The sequence below is a fragment of the Alicyclobacillus sp. ALC3 genome (assembly GCF_028751195.1).
GTDB lineage: Bacteria > Bacillota > Bacilli > Alicyclobacillales > Alicyclobacillaceae > Alicyclobacillus_L.
Map to the genome: position 1 here is coordinate 4,157,019 of NZ_CP066784.1, position 14,585 is coordinate 4,171,603.

General features: G+C 52.5%; 18 protein-coding genes. 14 read left to right on the forward strand and 4 right to left on the reverse strand.

What is annotated here, in order from left to right; translation table 11 throughout:
* The first annotated feature begins 61 nt into the window (after positions 1 to 61).
* From JC200_RS19275 to JC200_RS19285, 3 genes are all read left to right on the forward strand, one after another.
* On the forward strand, positions 62 to 649 hold the full coding sequence (locus tag JC200_RS19275; protein WP_443111837.1) for a cysteine hydrolase family protein: 588 nt from the start codon (positions 62 to 64) through the stop codon (positions 647 to 649).
* A 27-nt stretch (positions 650 to 676) separates the two neighbouring features.
* Positions 677 to 859: a hypothetical protein gene (locus tag JC200_RS19280; protein ID WP_274433346.1), complete on the forward strand. Its 183-nt coding sequence runs from the start codon at positions 677 to 679 to the stop codon at positions 857 to 859.
* 111 nt (positions 860 to 970) lie between these two features.
* The gene (locus JC200_RS19285; protein WP_274433347.1) at positions 971 to 2,095 is read left to right on the forward strand and encodes a glycosyltransferase family 4 protein; all 1,125 of its coding nucleotides are present in this window, start codon (positions 971 to 973) and stop codon (positions 2,093 to 2,095) included.
* On the opposite strand, the gene JC200_RS19290 is transcribed toward JC200_RS19285, so the two are convergent.
* The gene (locus JC200_RS19290) at positions 2,096 to 3,184 is read right to left on the reverse strand and encodes a YheC/YheD family protein (RefSeq protein WP_274433348.1); all 1,089 of its coding nucleotides are present in this window, start codon (positions 3,182 to 3,184) and stop codon (positions 2,096 to 2,098) included.
* 24 nt (positions 3,185 to 3,208) lie between these two features.
* Complete coding sequence (locus JC200_RS19295) at positions 3,209 to 4,759, reverse strand: Rieske 2Fe-2S domain-containing protein (RefSeq protein ID WP_274433349.1); 1,551 nt, start codon at positions 4,757 to 4,759, stop codon at positions 3,209 to 3,211.
* Positions 4,760 to 4,922: 163 nt separating this feature from the next.
* Between JC200_RS19295 and JC200_RS19300 the strand changes: the two genes are divergently transcribed.
* The 9 genes from JC200_RS19300 to clpP all read left to right on the forward strand — a co-directional run bounded on the left by JC200_RS19300 (position 4,923) and on the right by clpP (position 10,701).
* Complete coding sequence (locus tag JC200_RS19300; protein ID WP_274433351.1) at positions 4,923 to 5,981, forward strand: glycosyltransferase; 1,059 nt, start codon at positions 4,923 to 4,925, stop codon at positions 5,979 to 5,981.
* A gap of 241 nt (positions 5,982 to 6,222) precedes the next feature.
* Positions 6,223 to 7,155, forward strand: a complete 933-nt coding sequence (locus JC200_RS19305) for a DMT family transporter (protein WP_274433352.1) — start codon at positions 6,223 to 6,225, stop codon at positions 7,153 to 7,155.
* Positions 7,156 to 7,209: 54 nt separating this feature from the next.
* Positions 7,210 to 7,701 carry a hypothetical protein gene (locus JC200_RS19310; protein ID WP_274433353.1) on the forward strand — a complete coding sequence of 164 codons (492 nt, stop codon included), beginning with the start codon at positions 7,210 to 7,212 and terminating at the stop codon, positions 7,699 to 7,701.
* 124 nt (positions 7,702 to 7,825) lie between these two features.
* Entirely contained in the window at positions 7,826 to 8,371 is a 546-nt protein-coding gene (locus JC200_RS19315; protein WP_274433354.1) for a GNAT family N-acetyltransferase, read from the forward strand.
* Positions 8,372 to 8,524: 153 nt separating this feature from the next.
* A complete protein-coding gene (locus JC200_RS19320) occupies positions 8,525 to 8,623 on the forward strand; it encodes a DUF1572 family protein (RefSeq protein WP_274433355.1) in 99 nt (32 codons plus the stop codon).
* Between the two features lie 205 nt (positions 8,624 to 8,828).
* Positions 8,829 to 9,206 carry a VOC family protein gene (locus JC200_RS19325; RefSeq protein ID WP_274433356.1) on the forward strand — a complete coding sequence of 126 codons (378 nt, stop codon included), beginning with the start codon at positions 8,829 to 8,831 and terminating at the stop codon, positions 9,204 to 9,206.
* Between the two features lie 5 nt (positions 9,207 to 9,211).
* The gene (locus JC200_RS19330) at positions 9,212 to 9,337 is read left to right on the forward strand and encodes a hypothetical protein (protein WP_274433357.1); all 126 of its coding nucleotides are present in this window, start codon (positions 9,212 to 9,214) and stop codon (positions 9,335 to 9,337) included.
* A 29-nt stretch (positions 9,338 to 9,366) separates the two neighbouring features.
* Positions 9,367 to 10,098, forward strand: coding sequence for an RNA polymerase sigma factor (locus tag JC200_RS19335; RefSeq protein ID WP_274433358.1), 732 nt, complete (start codon positions 9,367 to 9,369; stop codon positions 10,096 to 10,098).
* A gap of 24 nt (positions 10,099 to 10,122) precedes the next feature.
* A complete protein-coding gene (gene clpP, locus JC200_RS19340) occupies positions 10,123 to 10,701 on the forward strand; it encodes an ATP-dependent Clp endopeptidase proteolytic subunit ClpP (protein ID WP_274433359.1) in 579 nt (192 codons plus the stop codon).
* Between the two features lie 130 nt (positions 10,702 to 10,831).
* On the opposite strand, the gene JC200_RS19345 is transcribed toward clpP, so the two are convergent.
* The gene (locus JC200_RS19345; protein WP_274433360.1) at positions 10,832 to 11,569 is read right to left on the reverse strand and encodes a YCF48-related protein; all 738 of its coding nucleotides are present in this window, start codon (positions 11,567 to 11,569) and stop codon (positions 10,832 to 10,834) included.
* A 796-nt stretch (positions 11,570 to 12,365) separates the two neighbouring features.
* Between JC200_RS19345 and JC200_RS19350 the strand changes: the two genes are divergently transcribed.
* Positions 12,366 to 12,719 (forward strand): hypothetical protein, encoded by a 354-nt coding sequence (locus tag JC200_RS19350; protein WP_274433361.1) that lies wholly within the window; start codon positions 12,366 to 12,368, stop codon positions 12,717 to 12,719.
* 274 nt (positions 12,720 to 12,993) lie between these two features.
* Here JC200_RS19350 and JC200_RS19355 read toward each other — a convergent pair whose 3' ends face one another.
* The gene (locus tag JC200_RS19355) at positions 12,994 to 13,560 is read right to left on the reverse strand and encodes a DUF6609 family protein (protein ID WP_274433362.1); all 567 of its coding nucleotides are present in this window, start codon (positions 13,558 to 13,560) and stop codon (positions 12,994 to 12,996) included.
* Between the two features lie 445 nt (positions 13,561 to 14,005).
* Between JC200_RS19355 and JC200_RS19360 the strand changes: the two genes are divergently transcribed.
* The gene (locus JC200_RS19360) at positions 14,006 to 14,545 is read left to right on the forward strand and encodes a histidine phosphatase family protein (protein WP_274433363.1); all 540 of its coding nucleotides are present in this window, start codon (positions 14,006 to 14,008) and stop codon (positions 14,543 to 14,545) included.
* Positions 14,546 to 14,585: the final 40 nt, after the last annotated feature.

Here is a 14,585-nt window from a genome sequence, read left to right on the forward strand (position 1 = left end):
GAACCTGGTGTCAATTTGGTAACATAGGCTAGAGACAATCTAGGCTGTGCAAAGGGAGAGGTTGAAGGTGACAGAACACCATACAGCGTTGTTGGTAATGGACGTCCAAAATGGCATTGTGTCGCGTTTTGCGAAAGATGAGAGCACACTCACACCAATCGTGACCGCCGTCGCTGCAGCCCGGGCCGCGAACATTCCCGTGATGTTTGTGCGAGTGGCATTTCGCCCAGGGTTCGCAGAGGTCAGCCCGAACAACAAGTCGTTCTCAGCCATAGCGGGAGCAGGTGGAATGACTGCGGATGACGATTTGACTCAGGTCCACGCGTCCGTTGCACCGCGGGATGGCGAACCGGTCATCACCAAACGGCGAGTGAGCGCCTTCTCAGGTAGCGACCTCGAGGTCATTTTACGGGCACAGGGTATTGATACGTTGGTCCTGTGCGGAATCGCGACGAGCGGAGTCGTGCTGTCGACGTTGCGAGAGGCAGCTGACAAAGACTACCGAATCACGGTGTTAGCGGATGCCTGTCTCGATGCCGATCCGGAAGTTCACCGTGTGCTGACCGAGAAGGTCTTTCCGCGCCAAGCAGATGTGCTGTCAGCCGCGGACTGGATAAAGGGTTTAGCAAGCTCGAACCTGGCAAATTAAGCGCAGACTGATTTGGGGGAGAAGATGGTGGAGAGCGTGCGCGAGGCTGGGTTCATGCTGCTGTTTCGTTACCCGCGGTACGGCAGGTTGTGGCTCAGTAGGGTCGTGTCTGGTTTTGGTGACCAAGCAGGGTGGATTGCTTTCTTCCAGCAGTTGTACGGTAGCCATGGGGCTAGTCTCGTACGTCTGGCCAAGTTTTCGATCCGTTGACTCTGTGGAGGCGGCTGTCTGATCAGAATGCCGGTCCGCCTCAGTTTTGTCCTGCATAGGTTGTGAACGGGAATCAAGCGACCCAGGACGGATATGAGGAGACGGTTCTAGATGAAGATCGCGATTGTTGCGCCAGAGGACTTGCCGATTCCTCCCACGCGAGGCGGTTCGGTCCAAATCTATGTGCATGCGCTGGCGCGGGCTTTGACCGAGGTTGATGGGGTTCAACTCGTTCTCATCAGTCCTAAGCGCGGTAGGTCAGATGACAGTGCCAACACAGGCAGTCAGCTAAAGGGTGCACAACACCTGCGACTGGACGCGAGCACCCCCAAGGCATATCAGAAGGCAGTGCTCGCAACACTTTCCTCACTGCAGCCGGACATCATTCAAGTTGAAAACCGCCCACTGCTCGCAGCAGCAGTGAAACGCAGGCTGCGATGCCCAACACTGCTCAACCTCCACTCGCTCACCTTTTTGGGCCCTGCTCACACCACGCCACAAGGAGCTGTGAGTGCCTTGCGCACAGTTGATGGCGTGGTGTGTAATAGCCGCTATCTGCGGCGAGCCATCGTCCGACGGTTCACTTTACAGGGCGACCGACAACGATTCAATGTTATTTTCCCCGGTATTGACCTCGCACGGTTCAGGTATCACAGACGAACCGTCACTACCTTTTCTCGCCAACGTCCGCTGCGAATTCTGTTTGTCGGTCGGGTGATTCATCAAAAAGGCGTGCTCATTCTGATTCGGTCGATTCGTCAACTTCATGAGGCGGGCTACCCCGTCCGTCTGACTCTCGTCGGGCGGACTCCACCGTGGGAAAAAAACTATGGCGCTTTAGTCCGCCGCGAGGCCCGGTCCTGCCCAGTAAAGTGGGTTGGTTTCGTCTCCCCTGAGGCACTTCCTGGCTACTACCGCCGCCACGACGTGTTCGTCTGTCCTTCGCAGGAAAAGGAAGCGTTCGGGTTGGTCAACTTGGAAGCTCTTGCGACAGGATTGCCCGTGATTGCCAGTCGCGTGGGCGGTATTCCGGAGGCAGTGACGAACGGCACGGGGATTTTGGTTGACAACCCACGGCGGCCAGAATCCTTCCGGCGCGCCATCGAGACGTGTCTGGAGGACCCGGAGAAGTTGGCAAATTGGTCAGAAGTCGGAAGGATACACGCACAGGGATTCTCTTGGGGGCGTACAGCGCGCGAATTCGTCAAACTGTACCAGAAAGTGAACGGCAGGTAGTCAACGTCGGTGATTCTGCAGTGTTGCGACATATCCGACAAGGCGCTCGGCCCAGCGATGTACCTCCTCGTCTGACAGGAGGTCGCGTCCGGGTCGACTGTTACAATCGTAGACGTAGCAAGATCCGTTAGCAGGAGCGGCGTCGACTCCAAGGTACGCAAGGTCAGGGTACGCACGTTCAAGTGCGCGCGCGGCTTGCAGAGCGGCCTGCTCGACCATCGCGAGTTCTTGCACAGTGGTGTTGGTCTCGGACAACCACCGTCTGCCCGTGGATGTGCGCAGTGAGCGCGCGATGGCACCTGCATGGACATTGGTGACGACAGCGCCGCGCGCACTCTTGCGCAGGGTGAGGGCAGTCGTTGCCCACTCTCCTCGTTCGTTCTTTTGTACGGTGACTCGAAAGTCGACGCGCCGTCCGTCCGCTGTCTGTGGTAGTCGAATGTTCTCCTGGAGCAGGTAGCGCCGAGCCCGAAGCTGCCGTCGAACGAGCACTGTCAACTGAGACTGCGTCAACACAGCGGCTACTCGCTTCCCACGCAGCCTGTCTGCCTGTGCGTGAAATTGGTCGATACCAATGCGTTCAATGCGCAGGAGATTGCGTCCACCCGATCCAAGCTCCGGTTTCAGCCAAACGACCGGTTGGGTTTTGAGAAAGTCAAATACGTCCCGAACTCGGACCGCCTTCTCTGTGAGAGGCAAGCGGCCGGGGGAAATGTCCGCCCGGCGCAACAAGTCATAGACTTTGCGCTTGCCAGGGAGTACCGGGTTGATGCAGGGCCAGTTCTGTTCACGAATTCTGCGCCGTAGGAGCGGGTACGACACGTCTGCACTTCGCAACTCGCGGAGGTACATGAGGTCAACCCAAATGGGACGCACAATCTTGACAGCCGTGGCGCGCCAGACCTTGTCGCTCAACTGATAGGCACGCATGCGATGCGGCCGTCCACGTCGGTAAAGGACATCCGTCGGTAGTACAACGTACATCGCGAGGTCGTGTGCCGCCGCAAGCTGAGCCAGGTCACGCAATGTCCTGTCTCGACGCCTTCCAAGCCGGCGGGTCGGGGGTGCCCCCGTGATGACGATCAGCATGTCAATTCTCCTTCGCACGGCCCATCAATCGACTTCGATCGCGCCAATTGACGCGTCAAAATCCAAACATTTGCCGCCGTCTGTGAGGTCATAGCGCCACCGATGGCGAGGGCAGACTAAGTAACGATCTTGTTCCACCCAGCCATGGGACAGGTCTGCGTGTTGGTGTGGGCAGTAGCGCAACGTGCTGTACGTCCGCTCACCCGCCTCAACGACAATCCGTTCAGTGTGTGATTCGGCGTCGAGAACTTTGGCACAGAACCAATTCATATCAGCGACATCAAGTGTCAGGAAGCCATGAATTAACGTGTGGTAGATGTCGGGATTGCGGTGCAGACGAACGCGTAGAGACAGCATGAGGTCTTCCCAAGACGTCCGTCCGGATAGTACAGCAGCTACATCCTGTGTTCTGGCTTCCAGAGAGTAGTAATTGTCCTCTGTGATTTCTGCTGCTTCTGTCACGATTTGCTTGGGAAAGTCGACGCGAATACGTCGGCTTGGTGCCTCGGTCAGCTGAAAGTAGAGTGGAATCAAAATGCGGTCCCGCAACGTCAGCATGGCTAGCTTGTCTCTCAGTGCCTGCGTCAACTGCTCTACCGTATGCAATACCGCCGTTGGTTCTGTAGGCATTTGCCGTGCCTCAAACAGAGACTGCATGCGTAAGGCGTAAGCGCGAACATACGACTCAAACATTTCGTCGGATACTCTGTCGGGTGCGAGATGGAGCGCCGTCCCCGTGGCTGCGTCGAACCGGTCACCTGGCATTGGTTCCACCCAACAAGGGGGCGTGTGCTTCAGCCGGCGCGAAAGATAGGCGAACAGTTCTGACGCGCGTGGGAAGATATTGACCGGTTCGAAGTTGATGTCAAGTAAGTCCGGGTCGAGAAAACAGGCTGGGCCGGCAGACGTGAGGTAGAGGCGAGGTTGTACAACTTGCAACGCGCGCGCAATGGCCTCGAATTTGCTGAACTTCTTTCTGCGAGAGATTCCTTGATACTGCTTTTGCGGGTAGTCATAACACACCGGGTGCCACCCGGCGCCGGAGAACTGAGCGGTAAAGAGGTCGATCGGCGTATCTGCGACAATCTCCGGCAACCTGTCAAACACCTTGCAGTCGTTTAAATTCAGCATCGATTGCCCGTCGCTTTCGAGCAAAACCGCGGAATCTCGGTCAAGCTCTGCATCTTCAAGGAACAGTGTAAGGGTACCGCCAGGGATTTGCACCGGATCGGCGTCGTTGCACAGGATGATGGACTGGCACCGGTTTCGCCGCAGTTGGTCATACAGATAGGTTCTGCGGTAGCGTGGAATGACAAACGAAAAGTCATCCGTCGTGAGGCTGGAGAGAAAGCGCCAGTCAAAGTGGTCCTTGTGCTCGTGACTGATATAGATGAACTTTGCTTTTTTCGTAAACCTCAATTTCGCATCTATGAACCCACCCAGGTGATGATTGGCTGGGAACTGAAACCAAGCCGAATCGAAGGCGCCAGAGGGAGACAACCATGGATCCATGATGATGACGGCCTCATTTGTCTCTACGCAAAACCCCGCATGACCGAGATAAGTCACCTCCACGTGGACTCACCCCTTCTCTTCACTTTGATGTGAGCAGAGTACGCCTACGGGAACAAGGCAGTAACGGACAATCGCCAACCTCGTGTCCGACATCGGGTCAAAGCCGGGATCAACCTGTGCAAGCGCGCATAGTGTAGCGGAAGGCGGACAGGAGGGACACAGAGTGCGCATCTGGATGGGGGTTCAACGGTTGTGGCGCGGAGGTGGAACAGAGACACACGTCATAACGCTAGCACAGGCTTTACGGCAGAAAGGGCATCAGGTCACGTTCTGCACCTCTGGCGGAGCGTGGGTCAACAAGGTTCGTCGCCTTGGATTTCCTGTCCACGTCGTGGCGATGAACCAGGGTAGCGGTGTGGCTTTGTTGCGCAACAAGCTGCTCTTCAGTCAGGTCGATGTTTTGCACGCACACGACAGTTCTAGTCTACAGGCTTTCGCCGCGGCAGTGGGGCCACTTCTAAGGAGTCCAAAGCTCGTCTACACCGTCCACGGGACGTATGTTTCGAAGCGCGCTCTGGTGCTTGCGCGCCGGCGTGCCAATGAAGTCATTGTAGTTTCTGCAACAGCGGCCAACCTGGTTGCGAAGTCAATCCCGCGAACGCGTCTAACGGTAGTACCAAACGGAGTCGACACAACCGTGTTTCGCCCCGCGCCAGAGCGTGGGCAACAGTTCCGGCAGCAGTACAGGATTCCGCTTGGCGCACGCGTGATTGGTTACAGTGGTCGCTTCACTTTCGACAAAATCAATCTAGGACGACGCACAGTGCGGGTACTCGCCAAGTACGCAGAGAAAAACCCGGGTGTTCACATTCTTGTCGCAGGGCGCGGGTCAGGACGGCTTGGTATTCGCGTTCCACGCGTTCATGTGGTGGGGCACATCGAATCGATGCAGAATTTCTTCAATGCCTGCGATGGAGTGATTGCGACTGGCCGTACTGCTGTGGAGGCTGCACTGTGCGGAGCGAATGTGGTTGCGCTAGGCACCGCAGGGCTGCAAGGTCGCTTAACTCTCGCGACGCTCTCACGCCTTTCCCGGACCAACTTTGGCGATCACGGTCCTCATCGTGCGTGGTCGGACCAGCAATTGTGGACGGAATTGGCTTCGTTGCGTCATCGCAGGACGCAAGCGTCGGAGTTGTCGCAGTTGCGGCAGGTACTTGCCGGTCGGTTGTCTGCTATGCAGATGGCGAACAGGATTGTGGCGGTTTATCGGCATGGGTAGACGGCCCTCGCGGCAGTGATGCCAGCGCGCATGAGCTGTACTCAGATGGGGCGGAGGAGTGTTCTGGACTGGAGTGTCCGGGATTCTCCTCCTATCATAATGGGGATGGACGTGTAACATCCTCCACCACGGTGTGCAAAGGATGATGACATCAATGCATTCGGAAAGTTGCGCGCAAGTGGTCGATGTAGGGTATTATGATGCTACTGTGAATACCGATAAACGCGGAGGATAGTAGACTGTGGAGGATATAGAGAAAATCGGGCTTCGAACCTCAACGCTTAGCAGTCAAGGGCGTTTTCGGTTGATAGGTAACCAGATTTGGCGTTCGCGCTGGACGGCGGATATCTCGTTGCTGCTTGTTGCTTTGGTTTGGGGAACGACCTATGTCGCGTCTAAAGCTGTTGTCTCTAGCGTGCCTGTAATGGAATTCCTGTTCATTCGCTTTCTACTGACGACAGTCCTCATGTTGCCTCTAACCTTCACTGCGATCCGCAGAGCAGACGGCTCCACATGGATAACCGGGATCGTGTTTGGAGTGTTCCTGTTAGCCATATTTACACTCGAAACCTATGGTGTGGCAAACACGTCTGCGGCAAATGCGGGATTCATCATCAGTCTCTTTGCGGTGATGGTTCCTTTGATTCACAGTGTTCTGTACCGGAAACGTCCCAAATTGACTTTGCTTGGTGCTGTAATACTTTCGGTACTGGGAACAGCCCTATTGACCCTTCGTGGATATCACATCAACATGGGCGACTTCTTGGTTCTTGGGGCAGCTTTTTGTCGTGCTGTGCAAATGACCGCTACGAAGAGGTTGACGGACGGTAAAGAAATGAATTCAGGGGCATTAACGACAATCCAATTGGGGGTTGTCGCTGTTGGATCCGGATTTGTGACATTGATTCAGCATCCTTCATACACCCACCTGACTCTCTCCTTCTGGCTGATTACAGGTTACTTGGCTGTGTTCGCGACAATGTTCGCGTTTTTTGTTCAACTGACCATGATTCGCAGAACTTCACCTTCAAGGGTTGCTGTTCTGATGAGTAGTGAACCAATTTTTGCGGCGCTAGCTTCAGTACTCATTCTTGGAGAGAGTCTCTCCGTGACGGCAATGATTGGAGGAGCATGTATTATTGCAGGAATGTTATGGGCGCGGAACTTAACGTAGACTTCTTCAGCTAACATTAAAATGTCGAGTGGTCGGTTGGGGAGAGGTATGGATATGACGGAACGACGGATGTATGTAGACAAAGAAGTTCATAAGAAACTGGCCGTCGATCTATTTAATTTGACATGGGACCTAATAGAAAAAATCAACCGAAGCGAAATTGACAATGGAGAGATGGTGAACGCAGCCCATGCGTCGCGCTTTCATTGGGGACTAGTAGGCTCCCCTTTGAACCTTGCAAGAGGTGAATGGCAGATCTCACGGGTATATTCCGTTTTGGGCAGGTCTGAACCTTCTCTGTTTCACGCTAAAAAGTCTTTGGAAATCTGCTTGGACAGTCAACTTGGGGATTTCGATTTAGGCTTTGCCTACGAAGCGATGGCACGTGCATACGCAGTGCAGGGTGACTCGATGCAACGTGATCAAAACATTCGGCTTGCCAAGTATGCCGCCGACCGTATTGGCAAAGAAGACGATAGGACATGGTTGCTCAAGAACGTGGATACTGTGACTTCGCTTTCACTGCCCGACTTGGGAGAGAACTGAGATTGGTTGTGCTACTGCACCAGTATGTTTTGCTGAGTGCAAATATTTCGAGGATTAATCTGCTTCCAAGCGCCGGGCAATGTTGAGAGTTCCATCTCCAATGCCTGAGGAAGGAGGAAAAAATGTGCAGAATCAGTGGCTCATTCGACTGGCAAGTGACAGCGACTACGAACACATGGCAAGAGTTCACGTCGACAGTTGGCGAACGACGTACAAAGGTATCGTACCTGACCACTTTCTTGCTGAGCTGTCGTACGAAACAAGCGAGGCAAGGTGGCGTCGAATCTCAGAGCAAAGCGGCCCCGATTATGCCTTGCTCGTAGCGGAAAACAAAGATGGCCAGATTGTCGGGTTTGCAAACGGCGGAAGAGAACGGTCGGGAGACACCCTCTACGATGGAGAGCTATATGCGATTTACTTGGTCGAATCTCACCAACGTCAGGGGATTGGCAGGGGGCTGTTCCAGCGCATCGTTCGGCACTTGGTTGAAACAAGTCGTCATTCGATGCTGATATGGGTTCTGGCCGATAATCCAGCGTGTCGCTTTTACGAATCGATGGGTGGCGTTCCCATCATGGAACAGGCCGTCGAAATTGGCGGGAAGCACCTCAGAGAGATTGGGTATGGGTGGACGGATGTGCGAACAACATCGGACTGTTGTACAATTTGACACTTAGGCGTGGGCATCCGCTGCTGTAGGTGTCAATTTGACACTTACACGTGAGGACGCCGCGCTCACTCGGCCCAGAGGATCTGCTGAAGACTGTGACCATCCGTCTATCCGTCTGAGCCGCACTCCGTTGTCAAAGGGATTGAGCGGCAGGTGTATCACCTCTCAAACCATACGGGCCAGTTCGTCTACCTGACCAAGCAAATTCGTGGAGCGGATTGGGAGACGCTTCCTATTCCAGGTGGCAATTAAAAGGATTATATGAAAAATATGGTAAACCACTTTGGCGAGGCTGCGTTGGGGAGGAGAATAGGCACTTGCAGGAGATCGTATGAAGGCTCTGACTAGCACGACACAATTTCTGATACCAGGATTGGATGATTAGATAATCACTGTGAGACTCGGGTAGCGGTGCATTAGACTTGGGGCGTCAAGCTAGGGGGAAGGGGATTCCAACATGCTTTCGGAGCATTCATTCTACGGCATCGATCACGTCCAACTTGCTGGTCCCGCAAATTGCGAGGATGCGGCACGCCGTTTCTTCGGCGACATTCTTGGTATGGAGGAGGTCGAAAAGCCGGAGGCATTGAAACGAAACGGTGGTGTGTGGTTTCGTTGCGGCGGCCATCAAGTCCACATCGGGATCGACAAAAACTTCCTCCCAGCGAAAAAGGCGCATCCAGCGATTCATGTGCAGAATTTGGCGGCGTTGAAGGAACGGATCATCAGCTATGGCATCCACGTCAAGGATGATGAGCTACTGCCCGGTGCAGATCGATTCTACGTGGATGATCCATTCGGCAATCGACTCGAGTTCCTGGAGTGGATGGAGTGACCAGTATGCCAATCAACTTCCACGACGAGAAAATCACCACTGTACCGCTCTCCACGATAAGAGGGATTTCTTTGCCTGATTTGTGGCACTTTTTCATCTACCCGTATCCATTTGACCATCTTAATCGTTAATCTGGTGTCAGCAGAAAGGAGGGGCTACGGTGACCCAACCAGGCTTCTTTACGCAACCATCCGAATCAGCCGACCAGGAGAGCTATCAGGCGATCCCGCACTTGCGACGGAAGTTGCTGCGATACTGTGAATTTCTGAGTGGATCCCGACACGATGCGGAGGATTTAGTCCAGACGACGATGCTCAAGGCACTGCCGGTATTGAAAGGCACTCAAGAGCATCCCAATGTAACCGGGTTTCTGCGCCGAATTGCTAAGAACACATGGCTTGACCAGGTCCGCAAAACTGGCAAGTATCAGCTCTGTGATGTGGAGGACTTGGCAGGTCTCGCAAGTGTGGATTTAGCGGATCAATCCCCACTGGAAGAGGCCATGCAGGTACTGATTCGGAGACTGACGCCACAACAGCGCGCAGTCATTCTTCTCTGTGACGTGTTTCAATACACGGATCAGGAAGGGGCGGAACTGCTACGAATCAGTCTTGGCGCAGTCAAGGCCACATTGCATCGGGCGAGGTTACGACTGCAACATATCACGGAAGATGGCAAAGTTCCCTGTAATGACGAATTGCAGAAAGACATTCTGCAAGCCTACGTCTCAGCATTTCAAGCATCGGATATCAGGATGCTGGTCCATCTTTGTCAAGGCGGGGTTCTCGATCCGGTTTTGGCTACAACAAAGGTTCTTACCTTTCCAGAGAGACAGGGTGAAGGGACAGACGCTGACAGCCACAATGCGACATCAATGCTGGCCGCAGCATAACACGATTGCGAGGGTGATTCGGTTATGAGCCTGATTCCATATGTGATTGAGCAAACAAGCCGTGGTGAACGCAGCTACGACATCTATTCCCGCCTGCTGAAAGACCGCATTGTACTGGTTGGTTCTGCCATTGACGATGATCTATCCAATTCAATTGTGGCACAACTTCTTTTCCTTGCAGCGGATGATCCCGATAGAGATATCCAGATGTACATCAACAGCCCCGGTGGCTCGGTTACGGCTGGCTTCGCCATCTACGATACCATGCAACACATCAAGCCGGCTGTGTCGACCATCTGCATTGGGATGGCAGCGAGTTTTGGGGCCGTACTACTCACGGCAGGCGCAACAGGCAAACGATTTGCGCTACCGAACAGTGAAGTGATGATCCATCAGCCGCTCGGTGGAGCTCGAGGGCAGGCGTCCGACATCAAAATCCATGCGGATTGGATTTTGAAGACACGGGAGAAAATCAACGCCCTCTTGGCGAGACACACAGGGCAACCTGTCGAACGAATCGCAGCGGACACTGACCGGGATCGGTTCCTGAGCGCCGATGAAGCAAAGGCGTATGGTCTCATAGACGACGTGATCGCAAGATAGACCTGGGGACGGAGATAGGCCATGCGAAAGCGACGGTCGTTAGCTGGCATATGCACAACAGTTCGACCGTCGCATCAATGGTAAACGACTGATCAATCCTTGCTACAAGTCAATTGGTCCGTCCACGCAATTACTGGTTCTCTTTCGAGTTAAGTTCAACAATTGAAACATCCCCATTACCCGCCACGTATGCTCCGTTTGCAGTCACATCGCCAATCTGTTCTCCAGACTTGATCACTACATGCCACCTACCCCAACTTTGTCCGTTGTCATTGGAATCATAGATGGTCGTCCCATCCGTGAGGTATATCGTTCCTTTCACGACTGACATGCTCACCACTTGAGACACTGGAACTGGAGTAGAGGATTGCCACGATTGACCACCGTTCTGCGTAGTGTAAATTACAGTTTTCCCATTGCTGAAGACAACGGGCATTAGACCTTTTTGTGCAGATGAGAAGGTTGGTGCTAAAGGACGTGCATAGTACTTCTTCAAACTGCGTGGAACAGGCACACTTTGAAGTTGCCAAGAATGCCCGCCATCGTGTGTGATATACAGCACGACTTGTCCGGGATGTTGCCCATTGTCTACTGTTATCCATCCCGTAGAACTGTTTACGAAGGCCATCCCCGTTTTTATTCCAAGGAGAAGTTTGTTCGACTCAGCTTTACTAAGTACTTGCGACCATGTTTTCCCACTGTCTGATGTGTGGTACAGGTCAATTGGTTCCTGTGCTGTTGCTGGTCCTTGTGAAGCCAGCAGCCAACCGTGGTGCGCATCGGAGAAGCTGACATCGGCTAAGATGTACGGCTTTGGAATTGATGTAGATGTCCACGAAGTACCACCGTTTGATGTGTAGAACAGCATTGTTTTCTTACTGTTGGATACGAAAAACCACGCGCGCTGGCGTTGACTTGAAGAGGTGCTGGGGAATTCGAAGAAGTGTTATTGCCAACATGACCGGAACTGCTCGCTTGGTTAGATAATTCATGTTTACTTTTAGATGATCCAAGTTGCACGACGGCATTTTGTGTTTGGTTCGACACTTGCGTACCGCAACCAGATAAGAGAAGACCCGCAGTCGCGATGATGACCATTGTTGCTGCACTCGAATTCAAAAGCAGACTCCTTTCTTCGTGTAGCCACACAGACTTTAAACAATGTACTTTAGACGATCCGAAATGGGATTGTGCTTCATCGGAGTACCACCACTTCCACAGCCCGTAGTGGATGACGCCAGTCTTTAGTGCAAGCTGGTCGTACGCGGAAAGCAGGAGAGAGGTCATGCCTATGTAGACCAGTTGTTTCGGTCGAGACGCGGAAGAAGTTCAGCAACATAGCGTTGAGAGTGGGATACATGCCAAGGAATCAAGCTGACTGTGGACTGTGCTTGGATCGGGTCGGTGATTATCGGGCGAACCGCAGATGGGTATCGTGATAAGACAGGGTGGATTCGGCCTCCACCAACGATTTGCAATTGCATAGAGAGATGTGATGCTGGCCAGGACTTCTGACCATATTTTGTCGAGGGCAGGCGATGATGGCAGGGGTGTTCAGGAGCATTATTGTATTTAATGGGTTGAATCTTAGAGGCTGAGCCCTACACCTCTCAAGAAGGGCTATAATTTAGGAATCAAAGAACCACACGAAGGGACTGTATGTCATGGCTGAACTCGTTCGAGAAGGAGACAATATCGTTTTACGAATGTCTACGATAGAGAAATTGGAGGGCGTTCACGGGGATATAGAAGTGCCTGTTTCCGCCATCCAGTCTGTCACCGCACTTGATGATGTAATTCATGCTGTGCATGGATTAAAGATGCCGGGCAGCCGACTTCCTGGAGTATTTGCGATGGGAACATTTCTCTCGAACGAGGGCACAACTTTTGCGATTGTTCACCATCAGAATAAACGGGGATTGAAGCTTACGTTGAATGGGACACCATACGGCGCACTCATCGTCGGTGTCGATGATCCGGAGCAAGTCGCCGCTAGATTAGGATTCAAGTCTGATTGACCTTGGAGGTGGGAGTGGGGCTCGGTAATCATAGCGTCAGGATTGGGGGCTACCTAAATGGTCAGCCCTCTCTGTGCTTAACGGATAACATGTACTGAGCAGCAAATGGGGGAGCTTGGCTACAGAGATCCTACCTCGCACGGCAGCTGGAGAACCCGTCGTAAGGATCGAATTTATAAACCTGAAGGGGATTAGTCCTTTTTCGCGACAGATATGTTTCACCTGCAACCTGAAGAAGGACGGAATACAGGCTAAGTTCGACTAAAATAAATTGTCATCCGTCGACTGCAACCGTTGGCTTTCTTGATAGATACAAGCCAATTCCAAAGCCTAATTTTATGCTCCCATCCAATGTGCCTATCGCCCAAAATGGGATTGAGTTGTCCGCTATCCCCGCTATGGAAAGTGCGGCCAACGGAATAGCCAGGAACAAGAAAGAGCGTCCGTGAACACACGAAAAGGGGATGAAATGTATTGGAGTAGCCAAAAGTGCCCCCAGCCAAATCATTCGAAAGTTCATTGTCGCAAAGTAACGTCCCGAAAATACAGACATGAGGACAAACATGAAAATGATCGACAGAGATGCAATGTTTCTTTGAAAACTACTCGATGCCCCGAAAGACAACCAATCGCGTATTATTTTGCTACGAAGTATGAATCCGAATCCCACACCATAGCCAATGACAAAAACCACTGGATTAATCATGTAGTGACCGCCAAATATGGTTCCAAAAAAAATTATCATTCCAATCCACATAAGCCATAGTCCAGCAATTCTCTTGTTTAAGAAGACGAGTCTTTCACCCTGCTTTAGACCCAGCTTTCGGAGCATGACGTTCATTTGGTGCCTCCCTATTTGCTTCCAGTGGAAGCAGTACGGATAATGAGATACTACGCGCATTCTCACATGTCTCATTCATCTCACACAGCTGGCGACGGAACACGAACTCGTTCTTGCGCTATCGTCCGGAAGTGCGCAAGAAGGGCTGACTCTACATACTGCATAAACATCAGCATCTTTGAATCAATTGGAAGCTACCGCTCGCAGGAACACTGAACTTTGGCTGAACGAGTCTGACGGCAGGAAATGTATGTAGAAGTACGGAAAGAGTCTGCAAACATAGAACTGTGCGAGCTTGATGAAAGCCGAAATGGGAAAGGCAAGTGAGAAATGTTCTATTACATAGTGCGGCACGACATTCACCTGACACTGCGTGGATTACGAGACGCACATGATATGTTTATTTTGACAGACAACAATGGGTAAGCGAGGCGAGGTACAAGGAATGAAACACATATATATCGTACGCCACTGTTCGGCCGAAGGTCAGTCGTCAGATGCCCCTTTGACTCGGGAAGGTACAAATCAAGCCGAACTTCTGGCGGATTTTCTCGAGGACCGACACATAGACAAAATCCTCTCCAGTCCATATGCTCGAGCCATGACAAGCATCGAGCCGCTGGCACAAGGTCTCAGACTGCAGATTCATGAGGACCCTCGATTGTCCGAAAGAGTTTTGAGTTCGGAGCCCTTGCATAACTGGTTGGACTGCCTGGAACAAACATTTGCGGACTTTGAGTTGGCGTACAACGGTGGAGAAACCAGTGCACAGGCGATGAATCGAGCCATTCAAGTGGTAAACGAAGTCTTGGCGGGGAGTCACCATGACGTTGTGATCGTAACGCATGGGAACTTAATGACGCTCATGTTGAGACATTTCGACGAACGATTCGGGATTGAAGCATGGGCAGCTCTGACCAATCCGGATGTGTACCGCATTACTGTTGATGAATCTGAAACGACTGTGGAACGAGTCTGGAGATAATGCAACGGGCCTAGGGAGGTGAACTTATGTGGGAGAGAGC